This window comes from Rhizobium azibense, from assembly GCF_004342325.1.
GTDB classification, from domain to species: Bacteria; Pseudomonadota; Alphaproteobacteria; order Rhizobiales; family Rhizobiaceae; genus Rhizobium; species Rhizobium etli_B.
In genome coordinates, this window is sequence record NZ_SMBJ01000002.1 from 135,135 (window position 1) to 152,050 (window position 16,916).

14 protein-coding genes and 1 pseudogene are annotated in these 16,916 nt (G+C 59.1%); 11 read left to right on the forward strand and 4 right to left on the reverse strand.

Features of this window, described 5'->3' with window-relative positions:
• Nucleotides 1-650: 650 nt before the first annotated feature.
• Together adhP and EV130_RS04800 are read left to right on the forward strand one after the other, a co-directional pair.
• Nucleotides 651-1,676, forward strand: coding sequence for an alcohol dehydrogenase AdhP (gene adhP, locus EV130_RS04795; protein WP_074064761.1), 1,026 nt, complete (start codon nt 651-653; stop codon nt 1,674-1,676).
• Between the two features lie 28 nt (nt 1,677-1,704).
• A complete protein-coding gene (locus tag EV130_RS04800; RefSeq protein WP_074064762.1) occupies nt 1,705-2,967 on the forward strand; it encodes an aminotransferase class V-fold PLP-dependent enzyme in 1,263 nt (420 codons plus the stop codon).
• A gap of 304 nt (nt 2,968-3,271) precedes the next feature.
• On the opposite strand, the gene EV130_RS04805 is transcribed toward EV130_RS04800, so the two are convergent.
• Together EV130_RS04805 and rhaI are read right to left on the reverse strand one after the other, a co-directional pair.
• Nucleotides 3,272-3,775, reverse strand: coding sequence for a GNAT family N-acetyltransferase (locus tag EV130_RS04805; RefSeq protein WP_074064763.1), 504 nt, complete (start codon nt 3,773-3,775; stop codon nt 3,272-3,274).
• Between the two features lie 395 nt (nt 3,776-4,170).
• Complete coding sequence (rhaI, locus tag EV130_RS04810) at nt 4,171-5,463, reverse strand: L-rhamnose catabolism isomerase (RefSeq protein WP_074064765.1); 1,293 nt, start codon at nt 5,461-5,463, stop codon at nt 4,171-4,173.
• Between the two features lie 79 nt (nt 5,464-5,542).
• Between rhaI and EV130_RS04815 the strand changes: the two genes are divergently transcribed.
• On the forward strand, nt 5,543-5,701 hold the full coding sequence (locus EV130_RS04815; RefSeq protein WP_074064766.1) for a YqaE/Pmp3 family membrane protein: 159 nt from the start codon (nt 5,543-5,545) through the stop codon (nt 5,699-5,701).
• A gap of 4 nt (nt 5,702-5,705) precedes the next feature.
• On the opposite strand, the gene EV130_RS04820 is transcribed toward EV130_RS04815, so the two are convergent.
• Complete coding sequence (locus EV130_RS04820) at nt 5,706-7,802, reverse strand: bifunctional rhamnulose-1-phosphate aldolase/short-chain dehydrogenase (protein WP_074064767.1); 2,097 nt, start codon at nt 7,800-7,802, stop codon at nt 5,706-5,708.
• Between the two features lie 196 nt (nt 7,803-7,998).
• Here EV130_RS04820 and EV130_RS04825 point away from each other — a divergent pair, with 196 nt between their 5' ends.
• The 8 genes and pseudogenes from EV130_RS04825 (at nt 7,999) to EV130_RS04860 (ending at nt 16,033) form a co-directional block, all read left to right on the forward strand.
• Nucleotides 7,999-8,811: a DeoR/GlpR family DNA-binding transcription regulator gene (locus EV130_RS04825; RefSeq protein WP_132552981.1), complete on the forward strand. Its 813-nt coding sequence runs from the start codon at nt 7,999-8,001 to the stop codon at nt 8,809-8,811.
• A gap of 51 nt (nt 8,812-8,862) precedes the next feature.
• Nucleotides 8,863-9,858, forward strand: coding sequence for a rhamnose ABC transporter substrate-binding protein (rhaS, locus tag EV130_RS04830; protein ID WP_132659490.1), 996 nt, complete (start codon nt 8,863-8,865; stop codon nt 9,856-9,858).
• A 73-nt stretch (nt 9,859-9,931) separates the two neighbouring features.
• Nucleotides 9,932-11,467, forward strand: coding sequence for a sugar ABC transporter ATP-binding protein (locus EV130_RS04835; protein ID WP_132552979.1), 1,536 nt, complete (start codon nt 9,932-9,934; stop codon nt 11,465-11,467).
• 9 nt (nt 11,468-11,476) lie between these two features.
• Nucleotides 11,477-12,478, forward strand: a complete 1,002-nt coding sequence (locus EV130_RS04840) for an ABC transporter permease (protein ID WP_132552978.1) — start codon at nt 11,477-11,479, stop codon at nt 12,476-12,478.
• Nucleotides 12,475-13,485, forward strand: coding sequence for an ABC transporter permease (locus tag EV130_RS04845; protein WP_132552977.1), 1,011 nt, complete (start codon nt 12,475-12,477; stop codon nt 13,483-13,485). The genes EV130_RS04840 and EV130_RS04845 overlap by 4 nt, the downstream gene beginning before the upstream one ends.
• The gene (rhaM, locus tag EV130_RS04850; RefSeq protein WP_132552976.1) at nt 13,482-13,802 is read left to right on the forward strand and encodes an L-rhamnose mutarotase; all 321 of its coding nucleotides are present in this window, start codon (nt 13,482-13,484) and stop codon (nt 13,800-13,802) included. Before EV130_RS04845 ends, rhaM begins: the two co-directional genes overlap by 4 nt.
• On the forward strand, nt 13,799-15,181 hold the full coding sequence (locus EV130_RS04855) for an FGGY-family carbohydrate kinase (RefSeq protein WP_074064773.1): 1,383 nt from the start codon (nt 13,799-13,801) through the stop codon (nt 15,179-15,181). The genes rhaM and EV130_RS04855 overlap by 4 nt, the downstream gene beginning before the upstream one ends.
• An 83-nt stretch (nt 15,182-15,264) precedes the next feature.
• Nucleotides 15,265-16,033, forward strand: a pseudogene (locus EV130_RS04860) (fumarylacetoacetate hydrolase family protein).
• On the opposite strand, the gene mmsB reads toward EV130_RS04860, so the two are convergent.
• Entirely contained in the window at nt 16,034-16,915 is an 882-nt protein-coding gene (gene mmsB, locus EV130_RS04865) for a 3-hydroxyisobutyrate dehydrogenase (RefSeq protein ID WP_074064775.1), read from the reverse strand. It lies immediately after the preceding pseudogene.
• Nucleotide 16,916: the final 1 nt, after the last annotated feature.

Sequence of the window (16,916 nt, forward strand, 5' to 3'; positions counted from 1 at the left end):
TGGTCCTGTCAACCGGGAATGTGGGCCTGGGCTGAGAAACGAGAATGCGCGCTAGGGCTGCTGCGCGAGACGATCATCAGCGCACCCGTCGGACCAAACGGCCCAGGTTTGCTTGCCATCGCTGAAGCCGGTTCCTTCGCTCATCATTGAATGCCGAATTTCATCGGAGGGCGTCTCGCGCGACGAACGCAAACGATTGGTGGCCCAGACGCGGACACCAATTCTTCGCAGATGGAGGGCCTCTGCGGTTCGATACCCGCTGTCCCTGTGAGATGATTGCGGCCAGTCCGACCCAGTGGGACCTACACAGGGCCCTTCACTTCCGCTTCGCGCCCAACTCCGGACATAACGACGGCTTTGCCTAACGTACGAGGAGCCCCACCCAGAGTAGAAGTCGTGGGTCTCGTCGGCGTCCGGCGGCGGTCACTGGAGATTATCGGTCGCCGACCCCCAGTCAGGGTCGATGGCCCAGAGGCAGGCGGCGCAGTCGCAGCGGCAAGTTACGAGGCCGGGAAATTCGGCCACTCCGCCATGCCGTCCGAACGATCCTGGGCAGCCCTTCGATACGTGTAACAAACATGATGCTCTCTTGTATGAGAGGTCTGGCGGTGCTCTGCTTCGGCCGCTGTCCTTATCGTTGGGAGAAGACCATGCCGAACATGATGAAAGCAGCGGTTGTCCTCGATTTCAAAAAGCCACTGGTTATTGAGCAAATGCCGATACCAGACCCTGCGGATGATCAGATACTGGTGCGTTTCGCTGCGACAGGCGTCTGCCATACCGATCTTCACGCCGCCCGTGGGGATTGGCCCGTCAAACCAAGTCCACCGTTCATCCCAGGCCACGAAGGCGTTGGATATGTCGCCAAGGCCGGTCGTTCGGTGAAGCGGTTGAAGGAGGGCGACCGGGTCGGCGTTCCGTGGCTCCATACTGCTTGCGGATACTGCTCTCATTGCCGGACGGGTTGGGAAACATTGTGCGGAAGCCAGCAGAACACGGGCTATTCTGTCAATGGCTCCTTCGCCGAGTACGGCCTCGCCGACCCCGACTTTGTCGGCATTCTCCCTGACAACCTCGATTTCGGCCCGGCAGCCCCTGTCCTGTGTGCTGGCGTTACGGTGTACAAGGGCCTCAAGGAAACCGAGGTGAACCCTGGTGAGTGGGTAATGATCTCAGGCATCGGTGGCCTTGGACACATGGCCGTCCAATATGCGAAAGCGATGGGAATGCACGTCGTTGCCGTCGACGTTTCCGAAAGCAAGCTCACCCTTGCGAGCCAACTTGGTGCGGATATGACGGTCGATGCACGCAAGCCTGATGCAGTTGCGAAGGTCCAAAAGGAAGTCGGAGGCGTGCATGGCGCGTTGGTGACGGCTGTGTCTCCGAAGGCGATGGAGCAGGCTTTCCACATGCTGCGTTCCAGAGGGACGATGTCGCTCGTCGGACTGCCGCCGTCCATGATCAGCCTTCCCGTCTTCGACACGGTTCTCAAGCGCATCACGGTGAGAGGCTCGATCGTCGGCACACGCCAGGACCTTGAAGAATCCATCGGCTTTGCCGCTGACGGGAAGGTGGCGTCCCACTTCAGTTGGGACAAGCTTGAGAACATCAACGACATTTTCGCGCGCATGGAGGACGGCAAGATCGACGGCCGCGTCGTCATCGACCTCCAGTAGCTCGTCACGGAACACAAGGAGAAGTGCAATGCAAGGCTATATGACCAGACGCACGCTGATGCGGTTCGCAGGCGCAGCCGCCACAGTCGCGACGACATCAAACCTGCTCACGTCCGCGGCACGTGCAGACACGATTAGCGGGGACATGTACTGGGAACTCGTCCGCCACCAGTTCATCTTCCCGGACACCGCAATTCCGATGAATAGCGCGAACCTTTGCCCGTCCTTCGAGTCTGTGGCATCGAAGGTGGCAGAGTTGACCCGCGTCGTGGACTACGACGTTTCATTGAATAACCGGGCGCAGTTCAACGACCGGCTCTCCAGTTCAAGAATGAAGGTCGCGGCCCAGATCGGAGCCGATCCGGATGAAATCGCCCTGGTTCGAAACACCTCCGAGGCTAACAGCGTCATCACCAACGGTCTCGACTTCAAGTCGGGAGACGAGGTAGTCATTTGGGATCAGAACCACGTCACAAACAACGAGGCGTGGGATATCCGGGCCAGGCGGTTTGGCCTGAAGGTCGTGCGCGTGGCATTGCCGCGACGACCCGAGAGCGACGAACAAATCGTCGAGCTGTTCTCCAAGGCCTGCACCGACCGAACGAAGGCCGTCAGCTTCACCGAATGCTCCAACGTGAGCGGACTGAAGCTCCCGGCCAAGAAAATTGCGGCGATGGCTCGCCAGAAGGGCATCCATTGTCATGTCGACGGGGCTCAGAGCTGGGGCGCGTCGGCGCTCAACCTTCACGACATGGGATGCGATAGCTTCTCAGCCAGCGCGCACAAGTGGTTCATGGGTCCGAAGGAGGTCGGCATCCTTTACGTGCGCAAAGGACGCGCCGGCGGAATATGGCCAAACACGATCGGCTACACTGGAGAGATTAAGGTCGAACTCGACCTCGACAACGCAAAGAAGTTTGAAACGCTCGGGCAACGCGACGATGCGGCCATCGCAGCGATCGCGGACACTGCGGATATTCACACTCAGATCGGCCCGCAGCGTGTAGAAGCCCGCATCGCGGAACTCGCGAGCCAACTAAAGCAGGGATTAAAGGATCTCGGGGCTACCCTTGTCACTCCGGAAAATCCGGCGATGAGCGGCGGGGTTGTTGTGATAGAGGTTCCGAAGGAAAACCAAAAAACGGTGGTCGACACCCTTTATACAAAATTCGGGATAGCAGCCTCTTCCAGTGGCGGGTTACGACTTTGCCCCCACATTTACAATACACAGGCCCACATCCAACGTGCTCTGGAGGGAGTAGCCTCGATGCGTGGCCTTGTAAAAACCTGACCGATAGCGGTATCTGCTTGCCCTCGGTGGAGGTTCCGCCGGCTGATGGCGGCTTTGGGGCCGACAGCTGACGATATTTCGGCCGGATTTTTCACCAGACGGCGGCATCAGCTTATGGTGTTTCTGAAAACTTTGCCCTGCAGCCCGCGATTATCAAAGCCTTCCCAAACCGTCTTCCAGATCAAGCAGTTGCTCGATTGAAAAGGATCAAGGCGAAGGCTGCTTGGGCCATAAGCCGAAGATAAGCCTATGCCGGAAAGCGCCAAGAGCGGGCATCGGGACGAAACCAAGGCTATCAAAGACATCAGAACATCAAAACCATGGCGACCCGCCGAAGTGGATCGGCACCCTTTTCCACCTCCGAACGGAGAACGGACCGGAGGCGCGGCGAACATTTGTCTCGTGCAATGAGTTGGAACCCGAGAGATGTGTAGAAGGGTGCATTAAACGGCGCGAACCGATCCGTCGTGAGCGTCGCTCCACCCAGCTGTCTTGAGCGGCCCTCACTAAGCAGCGTCTCCATAAGCCTTCTTCCAAGACCCTTCTGTTGCCAGCTAGGATGCACGTCTATCTCTCCGATGTGGAGCCAGCCTTCGGTAACGTACGCTCCCCCGTAACCGACCGGGACACCATTCTCATCGAACACGGCGTAGAGGAACCCGTGGTCGAGGTACTGCTGCAACTCTTCGTCACTGCTTGCCGATGGCTCGCCGCTGACGGCATGTGCGTCGCGCAATGTTTCAAATGATGCCAGCTCTATGGTGCGCAAGGCGCAAAAGTGATCGCGGCTGGCCTGTTTGATTAGCATGTTCGATCCGAGTACGTGTCCTTTGGGCTACGGGAGATTGGCAGCGGCGACCGCAAAGGACAAGTTCGATGGTCCACATCGTTTGGTCCGATGCGCGGACTTTCGGTACAGGTCGCTTTGTTCATCCGCGAGCCGTTCCGCCAGCGCTCGCTTCAGCGTGACGCTGAGAGAAGCCGCACCCGCATCGGCGACTGCGTCGATCCGGTGCGGACGAAATCTGGGACGAGGCGGCACGCCATTGCGACGCTAAGAGCCTTGCGGCCTACGGCTTCGCCACGCCACCATGAATGTCTGAAACGGCTGAACATCGCGATGCCAGATCGCGGCCAATGGGATGCCTTAAGGTCTTGCCTGGCCGCCGCTGTCGAAGCGGCGGCCCCAACGCCTTGGGAGGCCTAGATGATACCACCGCCGCCAGCCACAGAGGCCGGACGTTCGGCAGAAACCTTTTTCCTGTAGTCGCTGGCGCGATAAGCCGCCACCGGATCAATGGCGCCGCCGGCGCGCCGACGCGCTTCGGCGAGGATCGGCTCGACGTCGGTTCGATACGCGCGCTTCAGCGTTTCCGTCGCCATCAGCGCATCATTTTCATTCTGATGGCCGGACAGCGCCTCGCGATCGACGATCAGGGCCTGTGCATAGGCGCGGCGGATTTCGCTGGCGCTATTGATCAGGCTTTCGATCGGGTCAGTGATATTATGCGACTGGTCGATCATGTGAGCCGGGTAAAAGCCCTTCACCCCGCGATGCTCGGCATCGACCAGCTCGTTAAAGACGAGGAACAGACGGTAAGGCTCGATTGCACCGGCATCGAGGTCATCGTCACCATATTTGGAATCGTTGAAGTGGAAGCCTCCAAGCTTGCCAAACTGAATCAGCCTGGCGACAATCATTTCGATATTGGTGTTCGGAGCATGATGACCGAGATCGACCAGGCATTGAGCTTTCGGCCCGAGGGTCTGCGCAATCAGATAGTTCGTGCCCCAATCCTGCACGACGGTCGAATAGAAGGCCGGCTCGTACATCTTGTGCTCGGAAAACAGCCGCCAGTCGTCGGGCAGCCCCTTGTAGATCTCCGCCATAGCCGCAAGATAGCGCTCGAAGGCTTTGGTAAAATGGCTCTGGCCGGGAAAATTCGAACCGTCGCCGACCCAGACCGTCAGCGCCTTTGAGCCGAGCGTCTTGCCGATCTCGATGCATTCCAGATTGTGCTCGATGGCCTGCTGTCGCGTCGCGGCGTCCGTATGGCTGAGTGAGCCATATTTATAGGAGTGCTTCTGACCCGGCGCGTCCGAGAAGGTATTGGAATTGACTGCATCGAAGCTGAGACCGAGCGCGTCGCCTTTGGCCCTCAACTCGCCGACATCAGCCTTGTCCCAGGGGATGTGGAGCGAAACGGTCGGCGTTGCCTGCGTCAGCTGGTGAATGACGGCGCAGTCGTCCAGCTTGTCAAAGATGCCACGCGGTTCGCCAGAGCCTGGAAAGCGGGCAAAGCGCGTACCGCCCGTTCCGACGCCCCAAGAAGGAACCGCCACGAAGAACGCCGAAACCTTCGTTGTAATGGCGTCGATATCGACGCCGCGGCGTGCAAGATTTGCTCCGAGGGCGTCGTAATCGGCCTTGTGAGCCGCCGCCCGCTTTGCATTTTCCTCGGCAATCAGATGCTGCGCAATCTTGAACTCGGCCATCAAATCCTCCCTGAAACACGAACCATAGGCCCTGTTGTGCGTTTAACTGCTTTATTATCCCACCCGCCACGAGGCTTCAGTGGACGTCATCCGCATCCTTCTCGCGATCATCCTGCCGCCACTTGGCGTCTTCCTGCAGGTCGGGCTCGGCCTGCATTTCTGGCTCAATATCCTACTGACGCTTTGCGGCTACCTGCCCGGGATCATTCATGCAATCTGGGTGATACTGCGGAAGTAGATCTCTAGCGCGGGAAGCTTTGGGCGTTGCCGGCATCGACGTTGATGATGTTGCCGGTGGATTTCGCCGAAAGATCCGACGCGAGGAAATAAATCGCCTCTGCGATATCTTCGGGAAAGACGTTGAGCTTCAACATCGAGCGCCTGCGGTAGTGTTCCTCCAGGTCGTCTACCTCGATCTTCGATGAAGCTGCACGCTGTTCGCGCCACTCGCCGCTCCAGATCTTCGAGCCGCGCAGCACCGCATCCGGGTTCACGGTATTCACGCGAATGCCTGCTTCTGCCCCTTCCAGCGCCAGGCAGCGGGCCAAGTGGATCTCGGCTGCCTTCGCCGTGCAATAGGCAGCCGCATTCGGCGAGGAGGCAAGGCCGTTCTTGGAGGCGACGAAGACGACGTTGCCGCCGAGGTTCTGGCGGCGGAACAGGCGGAAGGCTTCGCGCGAAACCAGGAAGTAGCCGGTCGCCAGAATGTCGATGTTCTTATTCCACATCGAGAGCTCGGTGTTTTCGATGGGCGCTGAAGACGCAATACCGGCGTTCGAAACGAGGATGTCGATGCCGCCAAACTCGACGCAGGATTCGGCAAAGGACGAGACCACCGCATCTTCCTTGGTGACGTCGAGCTTGACGCTGCGCACCGCATCCGCACCATACTTCTTCACGAATTCGGCTTCCGTCGCCTCCAGTGCCGACTGATCGATATCGGCAAGAACCACGCAGGCGCCCTCGCCTACCAGACGGGCCGCCGTCGCACGGCCGATGCCGCCGGCGCCGCCGGTAACAAAGGCCACCTTGCCGGCAAGGCTCTTCGGCTTTGGCATGCGCTGCAGCTTTGCCTCTTCCAAGAGCCAGTATTCAATATCGAAGGCTTCCTGTTCAGGCAGACCCTGATATTGGGAGACCGTCGAGGCACCGCGCATCACGTTGATGGCGTTGACGTAAAATTCGCTTGCGATGCGGGCCGTCGCCTTGTCGCGGGCGAAGGACACCATGCCGACGCCGGGAATAAGGAAGATGACCGGATTGGCATCTCGCATTGCCGGTGAATTGTCGTGTTTGCAGTCATTGTAATAGCGCGCGTAATCGACACGATAGTCTTCCAGAGCCTTGTCGAGACCGCCAACGATCGACTCCACGTCCGGTTTTTCCGGGTCGAGGTCGAGGATCAGCGGGCGGATCTTGGTGCGCAGGAAATGATCCGGGCAGCTGGTACCGAGCGCGCCGAGGGAACGGAGATCCTTCGAGTTGACGAATTCGAGCACGCCATCCTGATCATCGAAATGGCCGAGCTTGCGCTCCTGCTTGCCGATCCGCCCGCGGATTTCCGGCATCAGGCGGGCAGCGATGGCCCGGCGTTCAGCCAAGGGCAGGCTTTGCGTTGCCTGGCCGCCGAAGATCTTTTTGCCTTCAGTCTGCTGGGCGAACCATTCGATTGCCTTGTTGATGACGGCAAGCGTCAGCTCGTAGCAGGCCCTGGCGTCGTTCGCCCAGGTGAAGAGACCGTGGCTTTCGAGAACGACACCCTTGGCATCCGGGTTTGCCTTGACGAAGGCTTCAAGATCGAGACCGAGCTGAAAGCCGGGGCGGCGCCAGGGCAGCCAGCCGATCTCGTCGCCGAAGACCTCTTTCGTCAGTTCCTTGGAGTTCCTGGCTGCTGCGATCGCAATGATGGCGTCCGGATGCATATGGTCGACATGCGTGAAGGGCACAAATCCATGCAGCGGCGTATCGATCGAGGCGGCGCGTGAATTCAGGTTGAAGGTGCAATGCGGCAAAAAGCCGACCATGCGATCTTCGTCTTCGACGCCCTTGTAGATGCCCTTCAGTGAATCAAGCTTGTCCTGATAGAGCGTCGCAAAGCCATCGAGCTTAATGGTCCCGACATCGCCGCCAGACCCCTTGACCCAGAGAACTTTCACCTTCTCGCCGGTCAGTGGATCCGTTTCCATCACCTTTGCCGAGGTGTTGCCGCCGCCGTAATTGGTGATGCGCTTGTCAGCGCCAAGGAGGTTCGACCGGTAAAGCAGCTTGCCGGGCTCGTCGAGCCCTGTTGCGTAAGAGTCATCCCAACGGTTCTCAAGTAGCCGGACGGTGGCCGCCATGTCATCCTCCCTTGTGTGCCTATGCGCAGACGAAAGCCACGCTGTAACCGGTGACGGTATCGCTCATCAAAATGCATATTGTCAATCGAAAACGATCAGAAACGACTATTGTGCAGCGCAATATGAAAATTTCTGATCGTTTTTGATTGACAGCTGTTAATGGATACGAAATAAATACGAACAGGGGAGGAGCCAAATGCACGAACGCGAACGCCATCGCATCATCCTGAGCGCAGTTCAGGAAAAGTCAGTGGTCACGATCCAGGATATTGCCGAGCTGACCGAAGCTTCCGAAGCTACGATCCGGCGCGACATCGCGGCTCTCCATGTGCAGGGCAAGATCCGACGCGTTCGCGGCGGCGCTGAAGCCGTCCATCCGCCGCAGCTCGGCAATCTCGCAGGACGCCCCTTTAGAGTTTCAGAATCGGTCAATATCGATAAAAAGCGCGCAATTGCGCGCGTCGCCGTGGATCTGTGCGACCCAGGCGATGCGATCATCATCAATGGCGGCACGACGACATTTCAGATGGTACACTTCATGTCGGCGCACCGCATGCAGGTCATGACCAATTCTTTCGCGATCGCCGAACACCTGGTAAAGCACACAAAGAATACGGTGACGGTGCCGGGCGGTGTGATCTATCGTGAACAGAGCCTCATTCTGTCGCCCTTCGACAATGACGCCATCCGCAATTTCTATGCACGCCGCTTTTTCATAGGGGCTCAGGGCGTCGGCCCGCTCGGCATCATGGAAGCCGACGCGCAGATCATTCAAAGCGAACAGAAGCTGATGCATCAGGCCGACGAGCTCGTCGTCATGGTCGATTCCAGCAAGTTTCGACGTCGGTCGAGCCTCATTCTGTGCCCCCTCGAGCGTGTTTCGACGATCATCACAGACGATGGCATCCAGGAAGATTCCGTCAGGATGATCGAGGATGCAGGCATCAAGCTCGTCGTCGCGAGCGCTGGCCTGCAATCGGTGAAGGAGGATTCCTCGTCGGTCGCCTGAGAAGCGCCGTCCAGGTGTAGTTAGTCTTAATCAACGTGGGAGGATGAAAGCATGAAACTCGCAAAGAAACTCGCTGTGGGCGTCGCACTCGCCGTCGCCATGATGGCAGGCACGGCCAGTGCTGCCGACATGAAGATCGGCCTTGTGGTCAAGTCACTCGGCAACGGCTTCTTCGACGCGGCCAACAAGGGCGCCCAGGAAGCCGCCAAGGAGCTCGGCGACGTCGAAGTGATCTATACCGGCCCGACCTCGACGACGGCCGAAGGCCAGATCGAAGTCATCAATTCGCTGATCGCACAGGGCGTCGACGCCATCGCGATTTCGGCGAACGACCCTGACGCAGTCGTTCCGGCTTTGAAGAAGGCTACCCAGCGCGGCATCAAGGTCATTTCCTGGGATTCCGGTGTCGCTCCTGAAGGACGCATCCTGCAGCTCAACCCGTCGTCCAACGAGTTGATCGGCAAGATGTGCCTCACTCTTGCGAAAAACCACCTCGACGGCGGCAAGGGAGATTTCGGGATCCTTTCGGCAACGACTACCTCGACGAACCAGAACATCTGGATCGATCAGATGAAGAAGCAGCTCAAGGATTTCCCCGGCCTGAACCTCGTCACGACCGTTTACGGCGACGATCTTTCCGACAAGTCCTACCGCGAAGCCGAAGGCCTCTTGAAGTCGAACCCGAATGTGAAGGTCATCGTCGCTCCGACGACTGTCGGCGTTCTGGCGGCATCCAAGGTCGTCGAAGACAAGGGCCTCATCGGTAAGGTCTATGTCACGGGTCTCGGCCTGCCGTCTGAAATGGCCGGTGCAATCAAGTCGGGCGCCACGAAGGAATTCGCCATCTGGAACCCGATCGACCTCGGCTATTCGGCCACGCAGATCGCCTATCGCCTCGTCAAGGGTGAGACCGACGGCAAACCCGGCAGCGAGATCGAAACCGGGCGCATGGGCAAGATCAAGGTTGGCGACAATGGCGAGGCCGCAATGGCAGATCCCTTCGTCTACAACGCTTCGAACATCGACCAGTTCTCCAAGGTCTTCTGATCCGGACCATCACGCAAGAAGCCCGGCGGCCTTGGGCCGCCGGGATTTCTCATTCGACACCGGTAAAGCGCTGATGAACACTGCCCTTCAACAAACCGCCACGGACCGCAAGGCCGCACAGGCGCCTGCCATTCTCGAAATGCGGGGCATTTCGCAGATCTTTCCAGGCGTAAAGGCGCTCGACAAGGTCAGCATCGCACTCTATAGCGGCAAGGTGACCGCGCTGATCGGCGAAAACGGCGCAGGCAAATCCACGCTCGTCAAGATCCTGACCGGCATCTACAGGCCGAACGAAGGCGAAATCTTCGTCGACGGCCAGCCCGTCACCTTCGCCAGTGCGCAAGCCGCAATCGATGCAGGCGTCACTGCCATCCATCAGGAAACTGTCCTCTTCGACGAATTGACGGTTGCCGAAAATATCTTTCTCGGCCATGCCCCGCTCACAAAGTTGCGCACCATCGACTGGAAGTCGATGAACAGCCGCTCGAAGGAGCTGTTGATTTCACTCGAAAGCAGCATCGATCCGACAATCCGGCTCAAGGACCTCTCGATCGCACAGCGTCATCTGGTTGCAATTGCACGCGCGCTTTCGATCGAAGCCCGCATCGTCATCATGGATGAACCGACGGCTGCACTTTCGCGCAAGGAGATCGACGATCTCTTCCGCATCATTGAGGCCCTGAAGGAAAAGGGCAAAGCGATCCTTTTCATAAGCCACAAGTTCGACGAACTTTACGAGATTGCCGACAACTTCGTCGTCTTCCGCGACGGGCGCGCCGTGGGAAACGGCAGGCTGAAGGAAACGCCGCAGGACGCGATCGTCAAGCTCATGGTCGGCCGCGATGTCGAGAACGTGTTTCCGAAGTTTCCGGTAGAGATCGGCGGCCCCGTTCTCGAAGTCCAGGATTATTGTCACCGAACGGAATTCCGGAATATTTCCTTCACGCTTCGCAAGGGCGAAATCCTCGGCGTCTATGGCCTGATCGGCGCTGGACGCTCGGAACTTTGCCAGTCGCTTTTCGGCATAACCAAGCCGCTCTCCGGCCGGCTCATGCTCGACGGCAAGGAAATTTCGATGGCTTCACCCCTCGACGCCATCCGTGCCGGCATCGTCTATGTGCCGGAAGAGCGCGGCCGCCATGGCCTGGCGCTGCCGATGCCGATCTATCAGAACATGACGTTGCCTTCACTGACGCGCACTTCGCGCAAGGGCTTCTTGAAGGCCGCCAACGAATTTGCGCTGGCCCGTAAATACGCCGAGCGGCTTGACCTTCGCGCAGCCGCACTGTCGGTCCCCGTTGGCACGCTGTCTGGCGGCAATCAGCAAAAAGTCGTCATCGGAAAATGGCTGGCGACGCAGCCCAAGGTCATCATCCTCGACGAGCCGACCAAGGGCATCGATATCGGTTCCAAGGCGGCCGTCCACGGCTTCATCAGCGAGCTTGCCGCCGAAGGGCTCTCGATCATCATGATCTCCTCTGAGCTGCCGGAAATCATCGGCATGTCGGACCGTGTCCTGGTGATGAAGGAGGGGTTGTCGGCCGGTCTGTTCGAGCGCGCAGAGCTTTCGCCAGAGACACTGGTGCGTGCAGCGACGGGAAATGCATGAGGTGATGGAATGGCACGACTGATCAGAAAACGCGAAACCCTGCTCTTCCTCATCATCGTCTTGATGATCGGGGTCTTTTCGGTGCGCGCTGCAGATTTTGCGACGCCCTCAAACCTCGCCGGCATCTTCAACGATACCTCCATCCTTATCATCCTGGCGCTCGCGCAGATGACCGTCATCCTGACCAAATCGATTGACCTTTCGGTCGCCGCCAATCTCGCCTTCACTGGCATGGCAATCGCGATGATGAATGCTGCCTTTCCCAGTCTGCCCCTGGTCGTCCTGATCCTTGCAGCGATTGCGATCGGCGCCTGCCTCGGTGCGATCAACGGCTTTCTTGTCTGGGCGCTTGAAATCCCCCCGATCGTCGTCACGCTCGGGACGCTGACCATCTACCGCGGCATGGCCTTCGTGCTCTCCGGCGGTGCTTGGGTGAACGCCCACCAGATGACACCGGCCTTCCTTTCCGTGCCCCGCACGCCCATCCTCGGCCTGCCGGTTTTGAGCTGGGTCGGGATCGCAATCGTACTCGTGATGTACATTCTGTTGAAACATACCCAGTTCGGAAGATCGGCCTATGCGACTGGTGGCAACCCGACGGCGGCCGTCTATGCTGGCATCGATACCGGTTGGACGAAATTCCTGGCCTTCGTGCTGTCCGGTTCACTTGCCGGCCTTGCAAGCTACCTGTGGGTCTCGCGTTATGCGGTCGCCTATGTCGATATCGCCAGCGGCTTTGAGCTCGACAGCGTCGCCGCCTGCGTCATCGGCGGCATCTCGATCGCCGGCGGCGTCGGGTCGGTCATCGGCACGGTGCTCGGCGCACTCTTCCTCGGCGTCATCAAGAATGCGCTTCCCGTCATCGGCATCTCGCCCTTCACACAAATGGCGATCTCAGGCACCGTCATCATCCTTGCTGTCGTCTTCAATGCCCGGCGCGAGCGCAGTCGCGGCCGTATCATCCTGCGCGACAAGGCAGCTGCAGAAACTCCAGCGGAGGTCGCCGCATGAGCACCATTCCCGCCCCAACCGAAAAGCGCGTCATTCCCGATCGTCTCGGCACACCGTTCCGCCGCATCATGGCCAGCTGGGAAGTACTGCTTTTCGGCGTTGCCATCTTGATTTTCGTCTTCAACTCCATGGCATCACCCTACTTCCTGAATGCGTGGAACCTTTCGGACGCAACCTTCAATTTCACCGAAAAAGCGATGATCGCCTTTGCCATGGCGCTGCTTGTGATCGCAGGCGAGATCGACCTTTCGGTTGCAGCCATCATCGCGCTTGCATCGACGGCCATGGGAGCGGCTGCGCAGGCCGGTATCGCGACACCAGGCCTCGTGCTGATCGGCGTCGGTACGGGTCTGGTGTGCGGAGTTTTCAACGGCGTCCTCGTTTCCGTGCTGAAACTGCCGTCGATCGTCGTCACCATCGGCACGATGAGCCTCTTCCGCGGCATCTCCTATATCGTGCTGGGGGACCAGGCATATGGCAAATATCCCGCCGATTTCGCCTACTTCGGCCAAGGTTATGTTGTCTGGGTGTTTTCCTTTGAATTCGTGTTGTTCTTCCTGCTGGCAATCCTCTTTGCCATCCTGCTGCACGCCACGAACTTCGGCCGCCAGGTCTATACGATCGGCAATAACGATTTTGCCGCCCGCTTCTCCGGAATTCCGGTGGAACGCGTGAAATTTATCCTCTTCATGCTGACCGGGGTGATGAGCGGTATCGCAGCAGTGTGTCTCACCTCGCGCCTTGGCTCCACCCGTCCCTCGATTGCGCAGGGCTGGGAGCTCGAAGTCGTCACCATGGTCGTGCTCGGCGGCGTCTCGATCCTCGGCGGCTCGGGCACGATCGGCGGCGTCGTTATCGCAGCCTTCGTCATGGGTCTCGTTACCTTCGGCCTGGGCCTCCTCAACGTTCCGGGCATCGTCATGTCGATCTTCATCGGCTTGCTGCTCATCATCACAATTGCCATTCCGATCGTCGCCCGACGTATCAAAGCCATGAGTTCCAGATGACCTTTGAAAAACACGCCTTCAAGATGAAGCTCAATCCGGGCATGGAAGCGGAGTACAAGAAGCGGCACGACGAGATCTGGCCGGAACTCGTCGAGCTGCTGCACATGTCCGGCGCGAGCGACTATTCGATCCATCTCGACCGCGAGACGAACACGCTCTTCGGAGTGCTGACGCGGCCGAAGGATCACACGATGGCGAGTCTGCCGGAACATCCTCTCATGAAAAAGTGGTGGGGCCATATGGCCGACATCATGGAAACAAATCCGGACAATTCACCGCGACAGAGCGACCTCATCACCGTCTTTCACATGCCATGACCAAGCCGCCCGAATACCGCCGTATCGCCGTTTTCGATATCGGCAAGACGAATGCAAAAGTCGTCGTGCTCGACGGTCAAACCGGCAGGGAAACGGCAGCCGCAAAAACGGCGAATACAGTCATACGGTCCGGCATCTATCCCCACTATGATATCGACAGCCTTTGGGATTTTGCAGTCGGTGCGCTGAAGTCTTTCGCGGCAAAGCCCGGCTTCGACGCGATTTCGATCACGACCCATGGCGCGTCAGCAGCGCTGCTCAGCGCAGACGGCAAGATTGCGATGCCGGTTCTCGATTACGAGCATGAATATCCGCAAGAAATCCAAGACGCCTATACGGCGCTGCGCCCTTCCTTCGAGGAGACTTATTCACCGCGCCAGTCGATGGGGCTGAATGTCGGCGCCCAGCTTCATTATCAGAAGACGGCCTTTAGGCTGGAATTCGCAAAGGTGGCAACAATCGTCACCTATCCTCAATATTGGGCGGCACGGCTGACGGGCGTTACAGCCAACGAGCTGACCTCGCTCGGCTGCCATACAGATCTCTGGAACCCAAGAAAAGGCGAATATTCATCGCTCGTCGATCGGCTCGGCATTCGCAATCTCATGGCGCCGATCCGCTCTGCTTTCGACGCGCTCGGCCCCGTCCTGCCGGTCATCGCCGCCGAGATCGGCCTGGCCACAGAGGTCCCGGTCTATTGCGGGATCCATGATTCCAATGCTTCGCTGCTGCCGCATCTCGTTGCGCGCAGGGCGCCCTTTGCGGTTGTCTCCACTGGAACATGGGTTGTAAGTTTCGGCGTCGGCGGCGATCTCACCCATCTCGACCCGGAGCGCGATGCGCTCGCCAATGTCGATGCCTATGGCCGGGCCGTGCCGTCCTCCCGCTTCATGGGCGGGCGCGAGTTCGAAATTCTTTCCGCAGAAATTGGTAATGTTCGGCTGGAAGACGTCGCCGCAGCACTCGACCCGGTCGTTGCAGGACATCTGATGCTGCTGCCGAACGTGGCCCCCGGCTCCGGCCCCTTTCCCGACTGCAAGAGGCACTGGCTGAATGCCGATGGCGCAAGCCCTGCGCAACGCTACGCCGCCATGTGCCTCTACCTTGCTTTGATGACCGAGACCTGCCTCGGCCTGGTTGGCGCCGATGGGCCAGTCATCGTCGAAGGGCCGTTCGCGCTGAACGAGACGTATCTCAAGGTCCTCGCGGCATTGGTGGGACGGGAGGTGAGCGCGCTGCCTGGCTCGACCGGCACCAGCCAGGGCGCCGCATTGCTGACCGGTATCAGCCCCGCGCCCGGTCCGCAAAGACGTTTCACGCCAGCCACGATAACCGGTCTCAAGGAGTATCGTTGCGCCTGGCATAAAGCGATGGAATAACGGCTCTTTCCATTCGTGCTCTTTACCTCATCTCGAGCCGGCAGCTAATGTCGGCTCATTCAGAATCAGGCGCAGGAGATATCATGACGGATTCAAACGCGCTCTTCGATCCGCGTGCCCTTGCCGCGCGGCTTTTTAGCCTCCGCAATGCAGGCAAGCAGGCAAAGACTGCCGATTTCGCACTTCCAACCGACCTCCGCCACGCCATGGACGCGCAGAATATGCTTGCAGCCGAGCAAGCCATTACCAGCAGTGCGTGGAAAGTGGCGGCCTCGCCGGATGGCCAGGCTGTGGCTGCGCCGCTTCATCCCTATATCGAAGCCGATTCGGGTGCCGAAATAATCTGGTCCGACGGCATGAAATTTGAAGCGGAGATTGCCATTCGGCTCGGCACGGATCTGCCGATCCGCGATAGCGGCTACAGCCGGGCTGAAGTCGCCGATGCAGTCGCGACCGTCCATCTCGGCGCAGAACTCCTGGTTTCCGCCATTCAGGAAAGCGGCAGGGCCTGCTTTTTGCTTTTCCTTGCCGATCGCCTCGGAAACAGCGGCTATATTACTTGGTCCGCAAGTGCCGAAAACGCTCATCGACACGGCGACCGGAACGCCACTGAAAGTCACTGTCAATGGCCAGCCGGTCTACGATGCCCCCGCGCAGCATCCGAAGGGCGACGTGCTCACCTGGCTTGTCGGCTACGCCAATGACAGGTTGCGGCCGGAAAGCGCGCTGAAGTCAGGTGCGCTGATTACGACGGGGACCCTATGCGGCGCGATCGAACTGAACTCGCCCGGCAAGATCGACATCCTTCTTGGCGAGACCAGCAAGCTTCACCTTTCGCTCGTCGCGAAATAATCAGACCTTGCTGCGAAACATCTCGATGATGGCGGAAAAGTCCCTTCCGCCATTGCCCTGCTTTTCGAAGAGCGCGTAAAGCTGCGCGGCTTCGGCACCAAGCGGGGTTGATGCGCCGCTCGAAAGTGCCGCCTCCTGCGAAAGGCGCAAATCCTTCAGCATCAAGGCGGCGGCAAAGCCCGGTTTAAAGGCGTTGTTTGCCGGCGAGGTCGGAACCGGTCCCGGCACCGGGCAATAGGTATTGATGGACCAGCACTGACCGGACGATGTCGATGCAACATCAAAAAGCGCCTGGTGCGAGAGGCCGAGTTTTTCAGCCAGCACGAAAGCCTCGCAGACGCCGATCATCGATATTCCGAGGATCATATTGTTACAGATCTTGGCCGCCTGCCCAGCGCCCGCTTCGCCGCAGTGGACGATCTTCTTGCCCATGGCTTCAAGGATCGGCTTGGCCTTGGCGAAACTTTCTTGCGAACCACCCGCCATGAAAGTCAGCGTTCCCGCCGCAGCCCCGCCCGTTCCACCGGAGACGGGAGCGTCGAGCGAAAGGCAGCCTGCCGCCTTGGCCATCGCATGGGCCTTACGCGCACTTTCGACGTCGATGGTCGAGCAGTCGATCACCAGCGCTCCTGCGGCAATGGAAGCGAGAATGTCCGACCAGGCGGCCAGCACATGTTTCCCTTGCGGCAGCATCGTGACGACAGTCTCGGCACCGGCCACCGCCTGGCTCGCGTGGCTTGCAGGTTTCACGCCGGTTTCCTCTGCCGCCTTGAGAACCGGCGCGGCGAGATCGAAACCCGTCACCTCATGCCCGGCCTTGACGAGATTGGCCGCCATCGGCCCGCCCATGTTGCCAAGCCCGATAAATGCGATCCGTGCCATG

Bases quoted from the DNA above. Each gene is read 5' to 3' on its own strand.
- adhP (WP_074064761.1), top strand. From the start codon at position 651: ATGCCGAACATGATGAAAGCAGCGGTTGTCCTCGATTTCAAAAAGCCA.
- EV130_RS04800 (WP_074064762.1), top strand. From the start codon at position 1,705: ATGCAAGGCTATATGACCAGACGCACGCTGATGCGGTTCGCAGGCGCA.
- EV130_RS04805 (WP_074064763.1), bottom strand. From the start codon at position 3,775: ATGCTAATCAAACAGGCCAGCCGCGATCACTTTTGCGCCTTGCGCACC.
- rhaI (WP_074064765.1), bottom strand. From the start codon at position 5,463: ATGGCCGAGTTCAAGATTGCGCAGCATCTGATTGCCGAGGAAAATGCA.
- EV130_RS04820 (WP_074064767.1), bottom strand. From the start codon at position 7,802: ATGGCGGCCACCGTCCGGCTACTTGAGAACCGTTGGGATGACTCTTAC.
- EV130_RS04825 (WP_132552981.1), top strand. From the start codon at position 7,999: ATGCACGAACGCGAACGCCATCGCATCATCCTGAGCGCAGTTCAGGAA.
- rhaS (WP_132659490.1), top strand. From the start codon at position 8,863: ATGAAACTCGCAAAGAAACTCGCTGTGGGCGTCGCACTCGCCGTCGCC.
- EV130_RS04835 (WP_132552979.1), top strand. From the start codon at position 9,932: ATGAACACTGCCCTTCAACAAACCGCCACGGACCGCAAGGCCGCACAG.
- EV130_RS04840 (WP_132552978.1), top strand. From the start codon at position 11,477: ATGGCACGACTGATCAGAAAACGCGAAACCCTGCTCTTCCTCATCATC.
- EV130_RS04845 (WP_132552977.1), top strand. From the start codon at position 12,475: ATGAGCACCATTCCCGCCCCAACCGAAAAGCGCGTCATTCCCGATCGT.
- rhaM (WP_132552976.1), top strand. From the start codon at position 13,482: ATGACCTTTGAAAAACACGCCTTCAAGATGAAGCTCAATCCGGGCATG.
- EV130_RS04855 (WP_074064773.1), top strand. From the start codon at position 13,799: ATGACCAAGCCGCCCGAATACCGCCGTATCGCCGTTTTCGATATCGGC.
- mmsB (WP_074064775.1), bottom strand. From the start codon at position 16,915: ATGGCACGGATCGCATTTATCGGGCTTGGCAACATGGGCGGGCCGATG.